At 41.4% G+C, this 18021-nt stretch carries 13 protein-coding genes, 1 tRNA gene and 1 pseudogene; 11 read left to right on the top strand and 4 right to left on the bottom strand.

Going from position 1 to position 18021, the window contains the following annotated elements:
- Window positions 1–495: PAS domain S-box protein (locus Q1Q15_RS11640; RefSeq protein WP_300459883.1), on the top strand; the 495-nt coding region annotated here is incomplete at its 5' end.
- A gap of 62 nt (window positions 496–557) precedes the next feature.
- Here Q1Q15_RS11640 and Q1Q15_RS11635 read toward each other — a convergent pair.
- Complete coding sequence (locus tag Q1Q15_RS11635; protein WP_300459880.1) at window positions 558–899, bottom strand: helix-turn-helix transcriptional regulator; 342 nt, start codon at window positions 897–899, stop codon at window positions 558–560.
- A gap of 262 nt (window positions 900–1161) precedes the next feature.
- On the opposite strand from Q1Q15_RS11635, the gene Q1Q15_RS11630 reads away from it, so the two are divergent.
- The 5 genes and pseudogenes from Q1Q15_RS11630 to Q1Q15_RS11605 all read left to right on the top strand — a co-directional run bounded on the left by Q1Q15_RS11630 (window position 1162) and on the right by Q1Q15_RS11605 (window position 8533).
- A complete protein-coding gene (locus tag Q1Q15_RS11630; RefSeq protein ID WP_300459877.1) occupies window positions 1162–3282 on the top strand; it encodes a PAS domain-containing sensor histidine kinase in 2121 nt (706 codons plus the stop codon).
- The gene (locus Q1Q15_RS11625; protein WP_300459876.1) at window positions 3275–3916 is read left to right on the top strand and encodes a PAS domain-containing protein; all 642 of its coding nucleotides are present in this window, start codon (window positions 3275–3277) and stop codon (window positions 3914–3916) included. The genes Q1Q15_RS11630 and Q1Q15_RS11625 overlap by 8 nt, the downstream gene beginning before the upstream one ends.
- 98 nt (window positions 3917–4014) lie before the next feature.
- Complete coding sequence (locus Q1Q15_RS11615) at window positions 4015–6114, top strand: sigma 54-interacting transcriptional regulator (RefSeq protein WP_363320938.1); 2100 nt, start codon at window positions 4015–4017, stop codon at window positions 6112–6114.
- A 341-nt stretch (window positions 6115–6455) separates the two neighbouring features.
- Window positions 6456–6702, top strand: a pseudogene (locus tag Q1Q15_RS11610) (transposase).
- A gap of 100 nt (window positions 6703–6802) precedes the next feature.
- Window positions 6803–8533: a PAS domain-containing sensor histidine kinase gene (locus tag Q1Q15_RS11605; protein ID WP_300459874.1), complete on the top strand. Its 1731-nt coding sequence runs from the start codon at window positions 6803–6805 to the stop codon at window positions 8531–8533.
- 262 nt (window positions 8534–8795) lie between these two features.
- Here Q1Q15_RS11605 and Q1Q15_RS11600 read toward each other — a convergent pair whose 3' ends face one another.
- The gene (locus Q1Q15_RS11600) at window positions 8796–9716 is read right to left on the bottom strand and encodes an ice-binding family protein (RefSeq protein WP_300459871.1); all 921 of its coding nucleotides are present in this window, start codon (window positions 9714–9716) and stop codon (window positions 8796–8798) included.
- Between the two features lie 282 nt (window positions 9717–9998).
- Complete coding sequence (locus tag Q1Q15_RS11595) at window positions 9999–10583, bottom strand: PEP-CTERM sorting domain-containing protein (protein ID WP_300459868.1); 585 nt, start codon at window positions 10581–10583, stop codon at window positions 9999–10001.
- Window positions 10584–11448: 865 nt separating this feature from the next.
- On the opposite strand from Q1Q15_RS11595, the gene Q1Q15_RS11590 reads away from it, so the two are divergent.
- Entirely contained in the window at window positions 11449–12945 is a 1497-nt protein-coding gene (locus Q1Q15_RS11590) for a transposase (RefSeq protein ID WP_300459865.1), read from the top strand.
- Window positions 12946–13359: 414 nt separating this feature from the next.
- Here the strand turns inward: Q1Q15_RS11590 and Q1Q15_RS11585 are convergent.
- A tRNA-Arg gene (locus tag Q1Q15_RS11585) sits at window positions 13360–13436 on the bottom strand.
- Between the two features lie 146 nt (window positions 13437–13582).
- On the opposite strand from Q1Q15_RS11585, the gene Q1Q15_RS11580 reads away from it, so the two are divergent.
- Genes Q1Q15_RS11580 through Q1Q15_RS11565 form a run of 4 tightly spaced genes read left to right on the top strand, consistent with a single transcriptional unit; the run spans window position 13583 to window position 18017 of the window.
- On the top strand, window positions 13583–14542 hold the full coding sequence (locus tag Q1Q15_RS11580) for an RNA polymerase factor sigma-32 (protein ID WP_300459862.1): 960 nt from the start codon (window positions 13583–13585) through the stop codon (window positions 14540–14542).
- Window positions 14543–14578: 36 nt separating this feature from the next.
- Complete coding sequence (locus Q1Q15_RS11575; RefSeq protein WP_300459860.1) at window positions 14579–16330, top strand: tetratricopeptide repeat protein; 1752 nt, start codon at window positions 14579–14581, stop codon at window positions 16328–16330.
- Window positions 16323–17090, top strand: a complete 768-nt coding sequence (locus Q1Q15_RS11570) for a hypothetical protein (RefSeq protein ID WP_300459857.1) — start codon at window positions 16323–16325, stop codon at window positions 17088–17090. Before Q1Q15_RS11575 ends, Q1Q15_RS11570 begins: the two co-directional genes overlap by 8 nt.
- 54 nt (window positions 17091–17144) lie before the next feature.
- Window positions 17145–18017, top strand: coding sequence for an Mrp/NBP35 family ATP-binding protein (locus Q1Q15_RS11565; protein ID WP_300459855.1), 873 nt, complete (start codon window positions 17145–17147; stop codon window positions 18015–18017).
- Window positions 18018–18021 lie beyond the last annotated feature (4 nt).

Below are 18021 nucleotides of genomic sequence, written 5' to 3'. Positions count from 1 at the left end.
ATTCTGTCACAAGATGGCATCTGGTATTCATTAAAGATTATTCCATACCGGACAACCTCCAATATAATTGATGGTGTGGTCATGACCTTTTTTAATGTGCAGAAGATTAAACAGGCAGATAAATTAAAGAGGCTGGCAGCGGTTCTTGAAGACTCCAATGATGCCGTTACCGTTCTGGACATGGACGGAAATATTTTAGCCTGGAACAAACGGGCGCAGCAAATGTACGGCTGGACTGAATCCGAGGCATTAAAAATGAATTTTGAAGAATTTCTCCCGGATGATAAACAAGATGAGTTCAAATCCATCGTTGAAAAATTAGAGGAGAAAGTTCCTGTAATATCATTTAGAACGCAGAGGAAGACAAGTACTGGAAAGATTCTGGACGTCTGGGTAACCATAACGGCTTTAAATGATGAAAACGGTCGGCCCGTTGAAATTGCATCAACGGAACGGGATCTTGCATGGTTGAGCAAAGAAGACGTTAGAGAATGATGGAAAGTAAAAAACAGACGCTTGGAAAACCTCAACTGCTTTTTTGTCTATCAATTCATTTTTCATCGTTGATCAATGTTCTTTTTGTTGATTCTAATTAAATGTTCAATCAGATTTTCTATCAGCTCTTTTGAATCGTCATCCAATTCATTGAATCGGCTTAAAAAATAATTATTTTTATCATCTGTTGATAATTGGGTGTCATGCGGATTGGCAAAATAATCCAAAGGCACACCAAATACTTTTGCAATTTTAACGACGATTTCAAATGATGGATTGTTTTTATGTGCATTTTCTACCTGCCACATGTAGCTTTTGCTTGAGCCTACTGCTTTTGCTAAACGTTCTAATGTGAGCTTCTTTTTTTTTCGAGTTTCTTTGATTTTTTTTGATAAACTTTCCAAGGGCCTCTCCTTATAACACAATCCTTAAATTCAGTAAACCATAGTAATATAAAAAATGCACTATAGCAATCCTTATTCTTGACAAAAGTTTTTTATAGTGATATAAATAAATATAATTAAATGAAACAGAAAGCATGCCAACTAAAGCTTAGATCAAAAGAAAAGAGAGTTTACTAAAATAAAGTATCGTTTTAGTATTTTGTAAATGTAATAAATTTTTCCTTTGTTGCGGCTGGTAAATGCAGTATTAAAGGAGGCGATCATGTCAACAGAAAAAAGAAAAACAACTGATATCTCCACGCTCAAACAAAGGGCCGAGGAGGCGTTGGAAGCACCCTTCGGTGAAGACGACTCCCTTGTCGATTTTTCTCAGGATGACATGAAGAGCCACATCCACGAGCTTCAGGTCCATCAAATTGAGTTGAAAATGCAGAACGATGAACTCCGTCGGACATACGAAGAACTTGAAGAATCCCGTGACAGGTATTCTCATCTGTATGATTTCGCACCGAACGGTTATTTTACGATGATTGAAAAGGGGATCATTGATGAGGCCAATCTCACCCTTGCCTCAATGCTGGGTGTCACTCGGGCAGACTTGATTGGAAAGCCTTTTCACCGTTTTGTTCTAAAAGAGGACCAGGATATTCTCTATAAACACCAACAACGGCTTATGGAAACAGGGACCCCCCAGTCTTGTAAACTGCGTCTTATAAAAAAAGGGTGTCATGAGTTATATATCCGTTTGGAATGCATTCTTCTAAAACAGGAAAATGATTTTCAACAGATCCGGGCCTCGGTTAACGACATCACAGAGCTTGTCCAGGCCGAGGAAAAACTGAACAAGAGTGAAGAGTTCAATAAAAAAATTATTGAAGGAAGCCATGATTGTATCAAAACCCTTTATCCGGACGGGCGACTTGAATTTATCAGCAAGGTCGGTCAGGCATTATTGGAGATTGAAGATATCAGTCTCTATCTGAATAAATCCTGGCCAGATTTCTGGAAAGATTCTGATCATGAGGCTGCGCTTAAAGCCATTTCAACAGCTAAAGAGGGAAACGTCGGAGAATTTGAGGGATATTGCCCAACAGAAAAAGGCAAACCGAAATGGTGGCATGTTATCATAACCCCGACTTATAAAAAAGACCGTAGTGTTGATCGATTGATTGCTGTTTCAAGAGATATAACTGAAAAAAAACAAAAAGAAGAAGACCAGAAGGCTTTAAAAGAAAAAATTTATAGATCCCATAAGATGGAGTCAATCGGTACCCTTGCCGGAGGGATTGCCCATGATTTTAATAACATTTTATACCCTATAATTGGGTTTGCAGAGATGTCCATTCAAGACCTTCCTGAAAATCATCCAATAAAAGAAAATCTTAAGGTCATTCTTCAAGGGGCAAAAAGAGCCCGTGACCTGGTTAAACAAATATTATTGTTCAGCCGTCAGAAAGAGCTGGAACATAAACCCATGCAGATTCAGTCTGAGATTGAAGATACATTAAAGTTATTAAGAGCTGTCATTCCGGCCAACATAGAAATACAGAAAGATCTCAATGAAGCTTCAGACTTTATTTTGGGTGATCCCACTGAAATTCATGAGATTATCATGAATCTTTGCACCAATGCCTATCATGCCATGGAGGAAACAGGCGGAACATTGAAAGTTTCTTTAAATAAGGTCAAACCTGATCCCAAATTGGAGCTGCCGCCCGGGGAATATTGTTGTTTAGGCGTTAGTGACACCGGCACGGGTATTTCTCCTGAAATAAGGGATAATATTTTTGAACCCTACTTTACAACAAAGGACTTGGGAAAGGGTTCTGGATTAGGATTGGCTGTTGTTTATGGGATTGTTAAAAATAATAAGGGCGCAATAACGGTTGAAAGTAATCCAGGTAAAGGGACCATCTTTTATGTTTACCTTCCATTAACTTCCCAGGCCATGGAACCAGGTGGCATGCCCGGCCTGGATAAAAGAGGGATAGGGGGGGATGAAAGGATTTTATTTGTTGACGATGAAGAGCCTATCGTTAAATTAGGTGTTCGGATACTTGAGAAGTTTGGCTATACTGTGACAGGAAAAACAAGCGTCATAGAAGCATTGGAATTGTTTGGATCTGAGCCTGATAAGTTTGACCTTGTCATTACGGATATGGCAATGCCCAGTATGACTGGAACGGAATTCGCCAAAAAATTAATTAAAATTCGTCCGAATATCCCCATTATTATCTGCACAGGATTCAGTGAAAACCTTGACCATGAATTAGCAAAGACTCTTGGTATCATGGGCTACCTTCATAAACCGATTTTGATCAATGATTTTTCCTCAAAGGTTCGAAAAGTTCTTGATCAAGCGAAAGAGAATAAAATTGGCTAAAATACTCATTATAGATGATGAAGATTTCATTAGGAAAATGCTCGAAAAACTATGCGAAAGTAACTTTATCGATACTGACCTGCGCATAAAAAACTATACGCCTGCTGCTGCCGGAATCATCAATTTAATTTCGACCGATATCGGCAGACCGTTTAATGACCTTAAAACCCGTTTTGCCGGTGTCGATCTTGTCAGTATGGCCGAGAGTGTCCTCAACGATCTGAATACAGTGGGATTGGACATTCTGTCACAAGATGGCATCTGGTATTCATTAAAGATTATTCCATACCGGACAACCTCCAATATAATTGATGGTGTGGTCATGACCTTTTTTAATGTGCAGAAGATTAAACAGGCAGATAAATTAAAGAGGCTGGCAGCGGTTCTTGAAGACTCCAATGATGCCGTTACCGTTCTGGACATGGACGGAAATATTTTAGCCTGGAACAAACGGGCGCAGCAAATGTACGGCTGGACTGAATCCGAGGCATTAAAAATGAATTTTGAAGAATTTCTCCCGGATGATAAACAAGATGAGTTCAAATCCATCGTTGAAAAATTAGAGGAGAAAGTTCCTGTAATATCATTTAGAACGCAGAGGAAGACAAGTACTGGAAAGATTCTGGACGTCTGAGTAACCATAACGGCTTTAAATGATGAAAACGGTCGGCCCGTTGAAATTGCATCAACGGAACGGGATCTTGCATGGTTGAGCAAAGAATAAGGAAGGAAATGATGGAAAGAAAAAAAGATACCCCCAGTGATTCTGAACTCAGACAGCGTGCAGAAAAAAAGCTTGATATGTACGGTGGCAATACTGAATTGCTTTCCGAGGTGTCACCTGAAGAAATGGCAAACCAATTACACGAGCTTCGGGTCCATCAGATTGAATTAAAAATGCAGAATGATGAACTCCGACGCATCCAAGGTGAACTTGAAGTCACGCGGGATCGTTATGTTCATTTATATGATTTTTCACCGGTCGGTTATTTGACACTGAATGAAAAGGGAATGATCATAGAGGCAAACCTTTCCTGTGCCTCCATGCTGGGAATAGAAAGAAGTATATTAATTGGAAAATTCTTTTCTCGATTTATAGCTAAAGAGGATCAGGATGCTTTCTACTTTCATCGAAAAACGCTTTTTGAATCAGATGCCAAACAGGTCTGCGAATTAAGATTGGTAAGAGAAGACCTCACCCAATTTCATGCTCAACTTGGCACCATTATAGTGAAAAACCATAATGGGGACAATGCGCAGATACAAACAACAATAACCGATATAAATGAACTCAAGTTAGCAAAAGAGGCATTGCGAAAAGCTTTTGAAGAGCTTGAGCAGCAGGTTAAAGAACGAACCGCCCAATTGGCGGATAGGAACAAGGAACTGAATCAGGAAATTAAAGAGCGAAAACAGGCTGAGGCAAAGGTTCATAAACTTGCAGAAAGATATGCAGTGGTCATCTCAGGCACAAGCGATGGCATCTGGGACTGGGATCTCCTGTCAAATACCGTTTTTTACTCAGACCGTTTCAAAGAAATCCTGGGATACACTTCCAAGGAGTTTCCTGGAACGGTTGATGCTTTTCGAAGCTGTTTGCACCCAGAGGATACTGATGATGTCTGGACCGCTGAGCAAAGCCACCTTGAGGAACACATTCCGTATAACATTGAATACCGGCTGAAAACAAAGTCAGGTGACTATCGATGGTTTCTGGCACGCGGCCAGGCGATCTGGGATGACAAGGGAAACGCCATACGTATGGCCGGATCGCTTCAAGACATCACCGAGCGCAAAGAGGCCGTTCAAGGCCTTCATGATGCCCTGATTGAAATAAAAAGTTTAAAAAATCTTCTTGAAGCTGAAAAAGCGTATCTTCAAGAGGAAATCAAACAAGAATACAACTATGAAAATATTATCGGCAACAGTAACGCACTCAGACACACACTCTATAAGGTTGAGCAAATCGCCCCCACAGACACCGCTGTAATTATCCTTGGTGAGACCGGAACCGGTAAAGAATTGATCGCCCGGGCCATTCATGCTAACGGACCTCGCAAAAATAGGGCTTTGGTGAAGATGAATTGTGCCACGCTGCCTTTAAACCTGGTCGAAAGTGAGTTGTTCGGCCATGAAAAAGGAGCCTTCAGTGGTGCGACTGCCAGACGGCAGGGTCGTTTTGAGGTGGCAAATGGCGCGACTCTGTTTTTAGATGAGATTGGAGAACTTCCCCTTGAACTTCAGGCCAAGCTTCTCAGGGTGATTCAGGATGGTGAATTTGAACGGTTGGGCAGCTCCCGAAGCCTCAAAGTTGACGTTCGCCTTATCACCGCCACCAACCGGAATCTTGAGGAGGAAGTTCGCAAGGGCAATTTCCGTGATGATCTCTGGTACCGGTTACATATTTTTCCGATTACAGTGCCTCCCCTCAGGGATCGTATAGATGACCTGCCACTTCTTGTGGATTTTTACGTCAAAAAGATTTCCAGGCGGTTGGGCAAGGTCATTGAAATCATTCCGGATAGTGTCATGACTGATTTGCAAAATTATGACTGGCCTGGAAATATCAGGGAACTGGAAAATGTTCTGGAACGGGCCGTGATCCACTCTTCCGGCCCCAAGCTGCGCCTGGCTGAAGAACTCAAGAGATTGTCAACAAAATTCAATACAAACCGGAAAACTATGGAAGCAGTTGAGCGCGACCATATTGTTCACGTGCTTGAACAAACCCAATGGAAAGTCGACGGGAAAAACGGCGCTTCAGAAATTCTTGGGTTAAACAGGAGCACCTTACGCGCCCGCATGCGAAAACTCGGCATTCAAAAACCGTAATCCCTCAATTCATATCCCCTTACCCGAAACAGGCAGTGTTGAAAGGTAAGTGATCAAAATAGGCCATATATGACCGAAGGAGGCATATGACCTTATTCTATATACTTTCACCAGCAGCCGCTTGAACGTCTTTTTATTCAGAAGATCCGCAGACAGGCAGGGTGGCATTAATAAGCCGCAAATTGGAAGCCTGGCACGTAAATTGAACCATAATTAAATAATTAATAAAGGGTAAACCCCCGGCTTTGCCGGGGAGACTCCCAGAGTTTAACATTTGCGGGAATATAAGAAAGTCTCCAATACTGTGAACCGCTCAAAGATCACAGAAAAGGAGACTTTCAATGAACAACAATAAAAAATTAAACCATACTACCTATGATTGCAAGTATCATCTGGTCTGGATTCCAAAATATCGGAAAAAAGCGATATACGGTCATCCCCGGAAAACGTCGCAATTTTGTCGGGCAAAATTTTTGGGCCAGGGGGTACTATGTTTCAACAGTGGGTAGAGATGAAGAGACCGTAAGGAAATACATCCAAAAACAGGAAATATTGGACAAAAGAACCGATCAATTGGAACTGTTTTAGCCACCTTTAGGTGGCTCATGGTTTTATGACCGCTTTGAGCGGTTCACAATACAAGCCTCCGGCTTTGCCGGAGGTCGATGAATAAAGGGAAACCATATCGATGGAACAAAGAAAAATCACACAAGAAAAGATTATCCAACTCCGCAGTAAGGCAGAAGAAGTGATAACAAAAAAAGAGGTTGTCAATTCACAAATTGCCCTTGAAGATTCAGCTAAATTAATTCATGAACTCCAGACATTCCAGATTGAGCTTGAACTTCAGAATGATGAGCTGTATCGTTCCCAAAAGGAACTGATGCGGTCGAAAATACGCTATACTGAACTTTATGATTTCGCACCCGTGGGTTACATCACCCTGAATGAAAAAAGATTGATCCTCAACGCCAACCTGACCCTGGCAGATATGTTGTCAACGGAAAGAAGTCTTCTTATCGGCCAGTGCTTGTCGGCGTATATTTTTTCTGAAGACCAGGATATATATTATCAGCATATACGACATCTTTCCCATACAAAAACAAGACATATCTGTGAACTGAGACTTAAAACAACGGATGGAAAATCCTTTGATGTGCAGATGGAAAGCACATTTATTGAATATCAGACCACAAAACCAGGGAAATACCGCACCGTCATCAGCGATATCAGTGTGCGCAAACAGCTGGAAAGGGAACGGGAAGATTTGCAGGCTCGGCTTCACCAATTGCATAAGATGGAATCCATCAGTACACTCGCCGGCGGTATTGCCCATGATTTTAATAATATCCTCTTTATTATAATGGGGAATGTTGACCTGGCGGGTAAAGACATACCGGAATGGAATCCTGCGCAAAGCAGACTTGAAGCCATAAGAAAGAACAGCCTGAGGGCTGCCGGCATTGTAAAGACGCTCCTTAGTTTCAATCGTATAACCGAGGGGGACCAAAAACCCACAAATCCTGTCTATGTGATCAAAAATGCTCTTTCATTTCTCCGGGCATCAATTCCAGCCACCATAAAAATCCATACCGCTTTCCCGGATGAAGCGATGTCGATTCTTTCCGATCCCGTCCAGATCGGGCAAATTCTGATAAACCTTTGTACCAATGCTTCCCAGGCAATGGAGGAAACCGGCGGCATCCTTGAAATCAAAGTTGAAACCCAAATTTTAACAGAAGTTTCCACCACAGATTATCCCGGCGTTGCCGTCGGGGAGTATATTAAAATTACGGTGAGTGACAATGGTCCAGGCATTGACCCCAAGATCATTGGCCGGATCTTTGACCCCTATTTTACAACCAGAGGAATGGGCAACAGTTCAGGGATGGGGCTGGCTGTTGTTCACACCATTGTCAAAAATCATAAGGGTGTCATTACGGTGAAAAACAAGCCTGGGAAAGGGGTTGCTTTTACGCTGCTTTTCCCCATAATTGATGAAAAGCCAGCGATAAAAACCATTCCCTCTGATGAATGTTTCACTGGCAGGGAAACCATTCTTTTTGTAGATGATGAAGAAACCATTACTGAGATCTCCAGGGAAGCGCTGACGCAGTTGGGTTACCGGGTTGAAGCCATGTCGAGCCCGGAAGACGCACTGGCATTATTCAAGCTGAATCCCGGTTATTTTGATGTGGTTATAACGGATATGACCATGCCGAATATGACGGGAATTATATTGGCTGAAAAATTGTTTAAAATCCGACCTGATATCCCCGTCATTATCTGTACAGGCTACAGTTCCAAGATTGATGAGAAAAAGGCCGAACAACTTGGGTTTGCGGGCTATTTGGCAAAGCCTGTGACGATGTCAAGAATAGCATCAGCCATACGAAAGATTATAGATCAACCCTCATAAGGTCACATTCGACCTAAGCTTGGATATGACCCTTTTTGTCTGATGGACGGAGTGGGTCTTAAAATATTTTTAAGAGCAATTATTCTCATAGAATCAACAGAATAGAAAAATGATGCAGGCTTATGTTTCCCAGTTTTTTTTTAAGCGCTTTATAAACCCCATCTGGCGAGTCTGGTAAAAATAAACGGGCAGGGCTAAGGAAAAAAAGGCCGGATCATTCTATAATCCGCCCTTAACCGAAATGTCAATTATTCAAGTCCGATTAGTGTTTTTTTCTTCCCAATCCGGCAAAACCCAGGAGACCAAGGCCGAAGAGCACCATGGTTGAGGGTTCTGGAACGACCGCAATGGTACCGGGCGATGGGGGAATATATTCAACGGGCGTAAAGGTTTTGAAACCAACGGTCGTCTGGATAAGTTCGTTGCCGCTAAACTCAAGGCCGTTGCTGAAACCTGGGCCGATGTAATAATTGCCGACTGCGCTGAGGCAGATGTTACTGATGGTGTTGGTATCCATTGTTACTGCTCCAATTTGTGCCAGGGCTCTGCCGTTCATAATTTTTGCCCTGGTGTTCAGGGTGATGCTCTGGTCCGCGAGAATATTTCCTTGAAACACAGTGTCGGTACCCAGAGTCGCGGAGCTTCCGACCTGCCAGAACAAGCCGTAATCCGAGCCATAATTAGATCCATAATTGATCACGTTAACCTTGGAGCTGCTTGCAGTCGTGAGTGTGCTCCCTATATTAAAAACCCAGTACGCGTTGTCGTTTTCTTCGGCATCGAGAGTGAGCGTTCCCGTCAACTGAGCCGATGATGCAAAATAATAGATGCCTGATGTGAGGATGAGATTTCCCAGATCAACACCTGTCAAAACAGAGGTGGGTGCCAACGCTGCCAGGGCATTGTACGCAGTGGTGGTATCAATCTGCGCCTGTGACGCATCCGCGTCAGCCGTATGCATAGCTCCGGTGAGCGAGATGCTCCCTGAACCAGTGATCGAAGTACCTGAATAGACACCCATATCTCCAGTGATGGTGGTCGCCCCGGTATTGGTCACCGTCGAGGTGCTCAGGACTGCGTAGTCTGCTGCTGAACCTAGTATTGGCGTGGCCGATACCAAGGGAGCGAAAAGAAGTACGGTGAATGCTGAAATTGCTAAAATCAATAAAAATTTGTGTTTCATGTTGAACCTCCTTATTTGTTTTGTCTTGAATTATTGGTTTTGATCGTGCCTTTTTATCAATGCTCCTCGCCTTTTTCTATGTCTTCTGTATTCGGTTTTATGATATTTCTCCTTATAAAATTCGGTTATGATATTTGTTTATAAAATTCTCCGGCCTTGGTTGCCTTGGACGATATTGAATAGTACTCAAGTTCCGTACCGGGATGGTGAGCAGTTAAGGAAAAAAAGGGCGGATCAACCTACAATCCGCCCTTAACAGTCGTGTCAATTATTCAAGACAGATTATTTCTTTTTTCTTCCTAATCCGGCAACGCCAAGGAGACCCAGACCAAACAGGATCATTGTGGCGGGCTCAGGGACAGTATTGGATGGTTGATAATCAGGCGGTACCGAAGTCGACAAAGTGAAAGTCGATACCGTGCCGGCACCGCTGGCACTTAAAACCCAAATACTATCGGTATCATCAAAACCGGTTAAGTGAGCGATCCCCGTTCCATTAATAACTATGGAGTTTTCGGCGGAATAGCTGATAACAGAGGTCAGTAAATCATAGCTGTATATTTTAGAATCATAATCAATCATCCAGAATTCTTCAATTAGTGAATCAACGGCCGGATCAAATGTGAAGGTACCGAGCGTAACAGATTGATCTCCAAGAAGCGGTGCATAATCATCGAGTCCTCCGTCAGTTGAGACGACAACATTGCTGAAATCGGTGAAAACCTTGGCTAAAGACAAATCATTATTATCCGACTCGAATGACCCGCTAAAAGAGGTATAACCATAAATTGTACTGGCCTGTGCATTGAATGCGAAGGCGCAAAAAATTGCAATTAAAAAAGTGAATCCGAATACTAATTTTTTCATAATGTGCTGTTTCCTTAAAATTAATTTTACTTATTTTATTGAACTGTTTAGAAAACCATAGACGTTGAAACCAAGGGAGAAATAACCTCCCGAAACAAAAAAAGATCTTGCTATAAATTTTTTCAAGCCAGCCAGCGACTCCTTTCTGCCTGTCTTGTGTTAATCTGGCATTATTAATGTGCAACCCATTTTATAGAATTCCGGAATTCTATAAAAGTTATATAGCAGCAAAGGTGCCAATTTTTGACCGTGGTGATGAAAGGAGAACTCAATAAAATCAGAAAAGTTGAGGATGGTAGATTTCAAGCACCTCTTGAAAATATTCATTGGCTAAAATAAAACAGTTTTCAGACGATTTTCAATCCTGGGCGGGATAAAAAAAGGGCGCTATGGGGATTGTATTTGACCATTGCTTCATATTTGACAGAAATCCAGAATCAAAAATACTTTTTTCTTGGCGTCTTTGATTAAACGTCCCATGAATTTTATCAATATTTGGGAATTCATTTTGTAATCATAAACCATAAATCAAACTTTATCCGTTGTGAATTTAAGTATTCTGAACAAAAAAAATATTTTTAGATTGAAAAATTCATATTCCTGAGGCGACGACTTTGTCTGGTACCTTTCAGAATAATTGATGTTATGAATTTGTGAGAGCTTTTCAAACTATCTCACACAGATTCATGGTTCAATTATTATGGGGTAAATAGTTTCATTTTTTCCATATAATTTAAACTGAAAACAGAATAGTTTATCTTCAAAAGGGTGAAGCTCCCCATAAATAAAATGTACCATCTAAAATAGTGGTATTTTTGATGATCAATCTGCAATTAAGCAGTTGAATTTTATAAGGAGCTTCACTATGAAAAAAAGAAACATTTTTCAGAATCAATGTCAAGAAATCCTTACTATTTTCGAGATGGCAGAGAACAGATCCAAAGTGATGTGTGTTCCAATTGATTATGCCAAAAAAGATCATTTGGCAATGTTCTGCGACGGTAATGGACGAATTATCCGCAAACCATTCTCTGTAAAGAACTCACAGGAAGGCAAAAACTATTTAATTGATCAAGTTACAAAATCTTGTCGGCATCATGGAATTGGCCGCCAGCATACTTTTTTTGGTGGTGAAGATTGTGGTCCTTATGCCGACAATTTCATAGCTGCTTTACGTTCGGAAAATTGGATAGTTGCAGGAGTTAATGCCTTTGATGCAAAAAGACATCGTGAGAATTTGCAAGCAAGTACTGATCAGTTAGATTTATTGGGAATTTGTAAAGTACTTCTCAGTTGCAGAGGAAACTGTTTTCCTGCTCAATCCGGTATCTATTGGAATTTAAGAATGCTGGTTCGTCAAAGACGAAAATTTGTTGCCATGACAACCGGTGTAAAAAATAGAATTCATTCAATTGTTGATCGGATCTTTCCTGGGTTTTTAAACGAAAAGAAAAGTGGAATTCTACCTTTCTCAAAATGTTCATTATTATTGATGGAAGATCGATTCAGTGTGCATCAAATCCGTCGACGTCGACGTTCGACATTAACCAAACTACTTTCCCGCCATGCCGTGCATCTTCCAGATCTTTGCGCTAAAAAGCTTCAGGACTATGCTGGCCAAATCCTCAGGCCACCAATAGAATCTATTTCAACATTGCAGCTTTCATTGAAACAACAAACAAAGCTTTATGGCTGCTTGAAAGATAATATTTATCAGCTGGAAAAGGAAATCGCTGAAAATTTAGCCCAGATTCAAGGATCTTTTTTAACCAGTATTCGGGGAATTGGAATCGTTTTAGCAGCTGGTGTAAGTGCGGAAATTGGTGATCCCCATAAACAAAAGTCTATAAATAATTTGGTTTCATACGCCGGCATTATTCCAAAAGTTAAACAAACCGGCGGGATCCAGGGGAAAACTCATACCAGAAAGGTTGGAAAACGCTACAATCGTATCCTGAAGGACCATGTCGTACAATCTGCTTCGCACATAGGGTTGCATGGGCCAGAAGACTTAATGTTTGATTACAAGAGGCGCGCTTCACAAGGGCAACATGCAGATTTTGGTATGAGTAGAAGATATCTGCGAATAGCAATGTGTTTGATGCGAACCTATCAAACATATTTGCCAAAAAGATTACAGACCAAAAAGACTCAGAAACAAGAACGGGCTCGGTATTATTTAATGACCTGGCCTAAGCTCAATGAAAAATGGAGGAAGGCGGGTGCATTGGATATTGCATTTGATAAGAATATGCCTTTAGGCCAATGGCGTATCAAAGACTCAGTCCTAACGAAATTTTGGCATCCCCACATATGGTATAGATGGTTTTTCCAGCCTTGTGATTTTTATTCAATTATATAAGCCATGAGCATCATACCCGGCCATTTCCCCACAGTGGTTTTTATAATATATTTTGTGGAACAAGGGTAATCCTTTATCCCCAACCCGGATATGGGTGTAGTTACAAAACAAGCCTACACAGGAATGCGAACTCTCCGAGAACAGGCTCATGAGCCTGTATTCGAGAGTGAACTTGCGTCCAGGGAGGCAATGGAGCCTTAAGCGGAATTTGCCGGACTAAGGACGTAATGTGCATGGAATCCTGTCCATTTTGTAAATGTAACTGTGGGGCCGGTGGGCTTGGTGGGCTGAACAAAAAAAGACCAAAATCCCCCAGAAACCCAATTGGAATATGGAAAAATTTCAAAAGTACCGGAAGAAGACCGGAGAAAACAAAAAAGCTCCAGGGATTTTTCCCGAGAGCCTTGATTTTAATGGTACGCCTGGCAGGATTCGAACCTGCGACCTACGGATTAGAAGTCCGTTGCTCTATCCAGCTGAGCTACAGGCGCAAACAAAAAGATCTTTTATCAAATTCAAATGAAATTGTCCACAAAAAAAGCGGTGAATTGTTTTTTTGTACAAAATATATTGCTTTTATCGATATGGCCAATATGGTATACTCACTTTTTATCAAAACTATCTTAAGGTATATTTAATGACAAAAGAGATCGACCAGGACAATAAAAACGAAAACAGACTGACCAAAAAAGATTTTCTAATTTCTACACAAAAAACAAAAACTTCAAGCTCAAAAGCACTTATAAAGTCCGACCCCATTCAAAGTTATCTTAACGAGATAAGCAGGTACAAACTGCTTACAAGAGAACAGGAAGTTGAGCTTGGCAAACGAATTCAGGAAGAAGGAGATCAGGAAGCCGCCTATATCATGACCACATCCAATCTGCGGCTGGTGGTTAAAATTGCTCTTGAATTCCATAGGATATGGGTTCAGAACCTTCAGGACCTGATCCAGGAAGGCAATGTTGGCCTTGTGAAGGCGGTCAAAAAATTCAACCCGTATAAAAATGTAAAATTTTCATATTATGCCTCTTTCTGGATAAAAGCCTATATTCTTAAATTCATCATGGATAATTGGCGAATGGTAAAAATTGGAACAACCCAGGGTCAGCGCAAGTTGTTTTTCAGGTTAAAAAAAGAGAAGCAGCGACTGATTGAACAGGGATTTGATCCAAAACCCAAACTATTATCTGAACAACTGGGCGTATCGGAAAAAGAAGTGGTCGACATGGATCAGAGATTGGCCAACTGGGACTTAAGCCTTGATGAGCCCTTAAAAAACGATTCAAATACAGAAAGAATTGAATTTATAAATGTTGAGTCTGATTCGTCTGAGGAACAGGTGGCCAAAAAAGAAATTGAAGATATCCTGCATAAAAAAGTTCATGAGTTTAAAAAGACGCTTAATGCCAGAGAACTGGAAATCTTTGACAGAAGAATCTTTTCAGACAGTCCTGAAACACTGCAGGAAATCGGAGAGGAATACTCCATATCACGAGAACGGGTAAGACAGATTGAAAACAATATCATAAAAAAAATGAAAGCCTTTTTCAAAAAAGATATGCCTGATTTTGACATGTATGATCACACCCAGTAAACGACAATTTGTAATCATTATAAGGTAATACGAATTATGAAAAATAGTTGTATTTGTATTTTTCTCATTTTAATCCCGGTTCTTTTTCTTGGTGGCTGCACAGAGCTCAAACAAAGCCGAACGCTTTCTGAATCGCAACCCAGTCAAATAAATAATGTAAAAGATGACGATGATCTGTCTGCCAATTATTACTACCTTGAATCAAGGATGCACATTAAAAACCAAAATTATGAATCCGCTATTGCTTCGCTGGAAAAGGCCCTTGTCAAAGATCCGGATTCATTCATATTAACCCGGGACCTGATCCAGTTATACCTGAGACAAAACAACAAAGAAAAAGCGCTGGCGCTTGCAGACCATCTGATCCAGCAAAGGCCTGATGATGTTGAGGGACTGCTGCTGCTTGTCCGGTTAAAAAAAGATTCACTGGATGAAAAAAGTCTGGTTGAAATTTTAAACCGGATTATTGTACTTGATCCAAACAACAAAGAGACCTTTCTTCGCCTTGGAAAAATATATATTGAAAAGGAAGACAACGATGAGGCCCTGATACTGTTTAAAAAAATGGTCGAGCAATTCCCTGACGATTATGTCGCCTGGTTTTATCTGGGCGAGGCATATATGAATCAGCATCAGTATGACCTGGCTACAACCCATTTTTTAAAAACAATTGAATTTGAGCCGGATCTTTTAGAACCACGGTTTCAATTGATAAAAATTTACAGCTTGAAAAATACCCCGGAAACCCGACAAAAGATTATCGAGACCTATAGGGAAATTATTGAAATAGAACCGGACAATCAACAAGCACAGTTAGGGATGGCCCTGCACTATTTTAAAACCAATATGAAACCGGAAGCAAAAAACCTGTTTATGACGCTTGGCCGGGGCATTGAAAGTAATTCCAGATTGATCATGGTTGCCGTAGAAGAATATCTTTCCGGCAAAAAATATGAAGATGCTGTCATCGTCTTTTCGCAACTGCTGAAGGCGGATCCGGAAAACCCAACCTTAAATTTTTTTACCGGCATGGCCTATGAAGCGGTAAAGGATTTCAAAAAAGCTATTTTTTACTATTTAAAAATCAAACCGGATCATTCCCAGTATAAAAAAACCATTTTGAACATTGCCCTGCTCTACAAACAACTCGGCGAAGAAAAGACTGCCACAAATTATCTTGAAGACAAATACAGGCTCTTTCCAAAAGATATCGATATTATCATCTACCTGGCCTCCTTTTATGAAAAAGATAAGGACCATAAAAAAGCCATAATGCTCCTGGAAAAAGGGCTGGTTGATTCTCCCGGCAACACCTCCTTATTGTTCAGGCTGGGGGCGATACAGGATAAAGCGGGGTTAAAAGAACAAAGCATCAACACCATGAAAACCATTATTGAAATTGATCCAACGGACTCCGAGGCATTGAACTACCTGGGATATACCTATGCGGATCAGGGGATCAAACTGGATGAAGCCCTGTTGCTGCTCAAAAGAGCCTATGAACTCAGGCCCGATGACGGGTATGTCACTGACAGCCTGGGCTGGGTCTATTATAAAATGGGCGACTACCAGAAAGCCGTGGAACACCTTGAAAAAGCAGCTGAATTAACGTCTTTTGAAACCATTATCGCCGATCATTTAGGTGATGCGTATCAAAAGGCAAATCAACTTGAGAATGCCATCAATGCCTATAAAAAAGCGTTGTCCAATATCAAGGAGCAAGATAAGGAAAAAGCCCTGGAACTTAAAAAAAAAATTGACGCTGTGCAAAAACGAATAAATGAATAGCCGAAACGCTGTATCAGCAACAATTTATAGTGTCGCGGTTATGCTTATCCTCTCAGGGTGTGCATCGGTCCGGCCTGACATCAACCCGTTGCTTGATCAGAAAGCCGCCGTTCTTTCGCGCCAGGCAAAATCGTTCAATCAACACATTCTGGCCAGCAAGGGAACCGGCTGGGCAAGACTTGAAACCAAAACGCGAACAGACAAATATAAAATTGCCTGGGCTGCGGTCTTCCCCAATAAAATAAGGATCACCTTTCTTTTATCCGGCCTGCCCGTTGAAACCATCGTTGCCAATGGAAAGAAAATCATTTTCGTTTCACATACCCGGGAGCATGCCAAACATTCGTATACGGCAAAGGACCCGGACATGGAAGATTATATCCGGGTTCCAGTCAAATTATCGGAGATGATATCCCTTTTATTGGGGCGGCTGCCGGTTAAAAAATTTGAAGAGGCCTATTTTTCAACGTCAGATCCATCTTTATCCACGATTATATTGAAACAGGACTGGAAAGGAAGAAAACAAACCCTCCATTTCAATGGCAAGGGGAAAGTCAACGCACTCAAATCCATAACTGCTGCAGGAAAAATGGTATATGAGGTAACGCTTCTAAAATATTCCGCATATGCGTTTGGTGAGATTCCGACACAAATCGAAATCAAAGATCTGGAGAACAATAGACTGATCATCGACATCAAAAATTTTGTACCCAATCCCCCCATAAAAGAGTCTGTTTTCCAGTTGACAGAATCAGGATAATGAGCATTATTGATGTGATTGACTAACAATTTTTCTCAAAGGAGATGTTATAAAATGATTCATAAAAGTGTTGACAGCGCCAAATCAGGAGGCAGTTGTCCTTCACAAGGTGGTGGACAGGACATGGCAGCCAGACAGCAACAGGAAGACGTGGCAATAAAAAACTCTCTTTCCAAAATAAAACATAAAATTTTTGTTCTAAGCGGAAAAGGCGGGGTGGGTAAAAGCAGTGTCTCTGCCAACCTTGCTGCCTGCCTTTCCAAAAAAGGCTATAAAACAGGCCTGATGGATGTGGATGTCCACGGTCCGTCCATTGCCCAGATGCTGGGACTGAAAGATCTTCTGGAAATTTCTGAGAACCAGCTGCTGATCCCCAAAGAGATCAATGGCAACCTTAAGGTTGTTTCTGTCCAGGCATTGATGCAGGATAAGGACCAGGCCATCATCTGGAGAGGTCCTGCCAAAACAGGGATGATCAAACAATTTGTCAGTTCCGTGGAATGGGGAGAGCTTGACTTTTTAATCATTGATGCCCCTCCGGGAACCGGTGATGAACCCTTAACCGTTGTGCAGACCATCCCCGAAGCGCTGGGCATCGTTGTGACCACCCCCCAGGAAGTAGCGCTGGCCGATATCCGGAAATCCATCTCTTTTTGCAAGACGGTTCACTTAAAAACCCTTGGCATTGTGGAAAATATGGCCGGTTTCAAATGCCCGCACTGCAACGAACCCATTGATCTGTTCAGTTCCGGTGGTGGTGAAAAAACAGCAAAAGCCCAGGGCCTTGAATTTTTAGGATCACTTCCCTTTGACACCCGGGTCGTTACCTCAGGGGATGCAGGGGTTCCCATGATGTTTGAAGACAATGGGAGTGACTTTACAAAAGCATTTGATAAAATAGTGGAAAACATCCTTAAACAATTGTAACGAC

Origin of the sequence: Desulfobacula sp. (assembly GCF_030145145.1) — a bacterium.
In the GTDB taxonomy this organism is placed as follows: Bacteria; Desulfobacterota; Desulfobacteria; order Desulfobacterales; family Desulfobacteraceae; genus Desulfobacula.
Note: the sequence above shows the minus strand (reverse complement) of the source record. Positions and strands in the feature narration are given on the sequence as shown.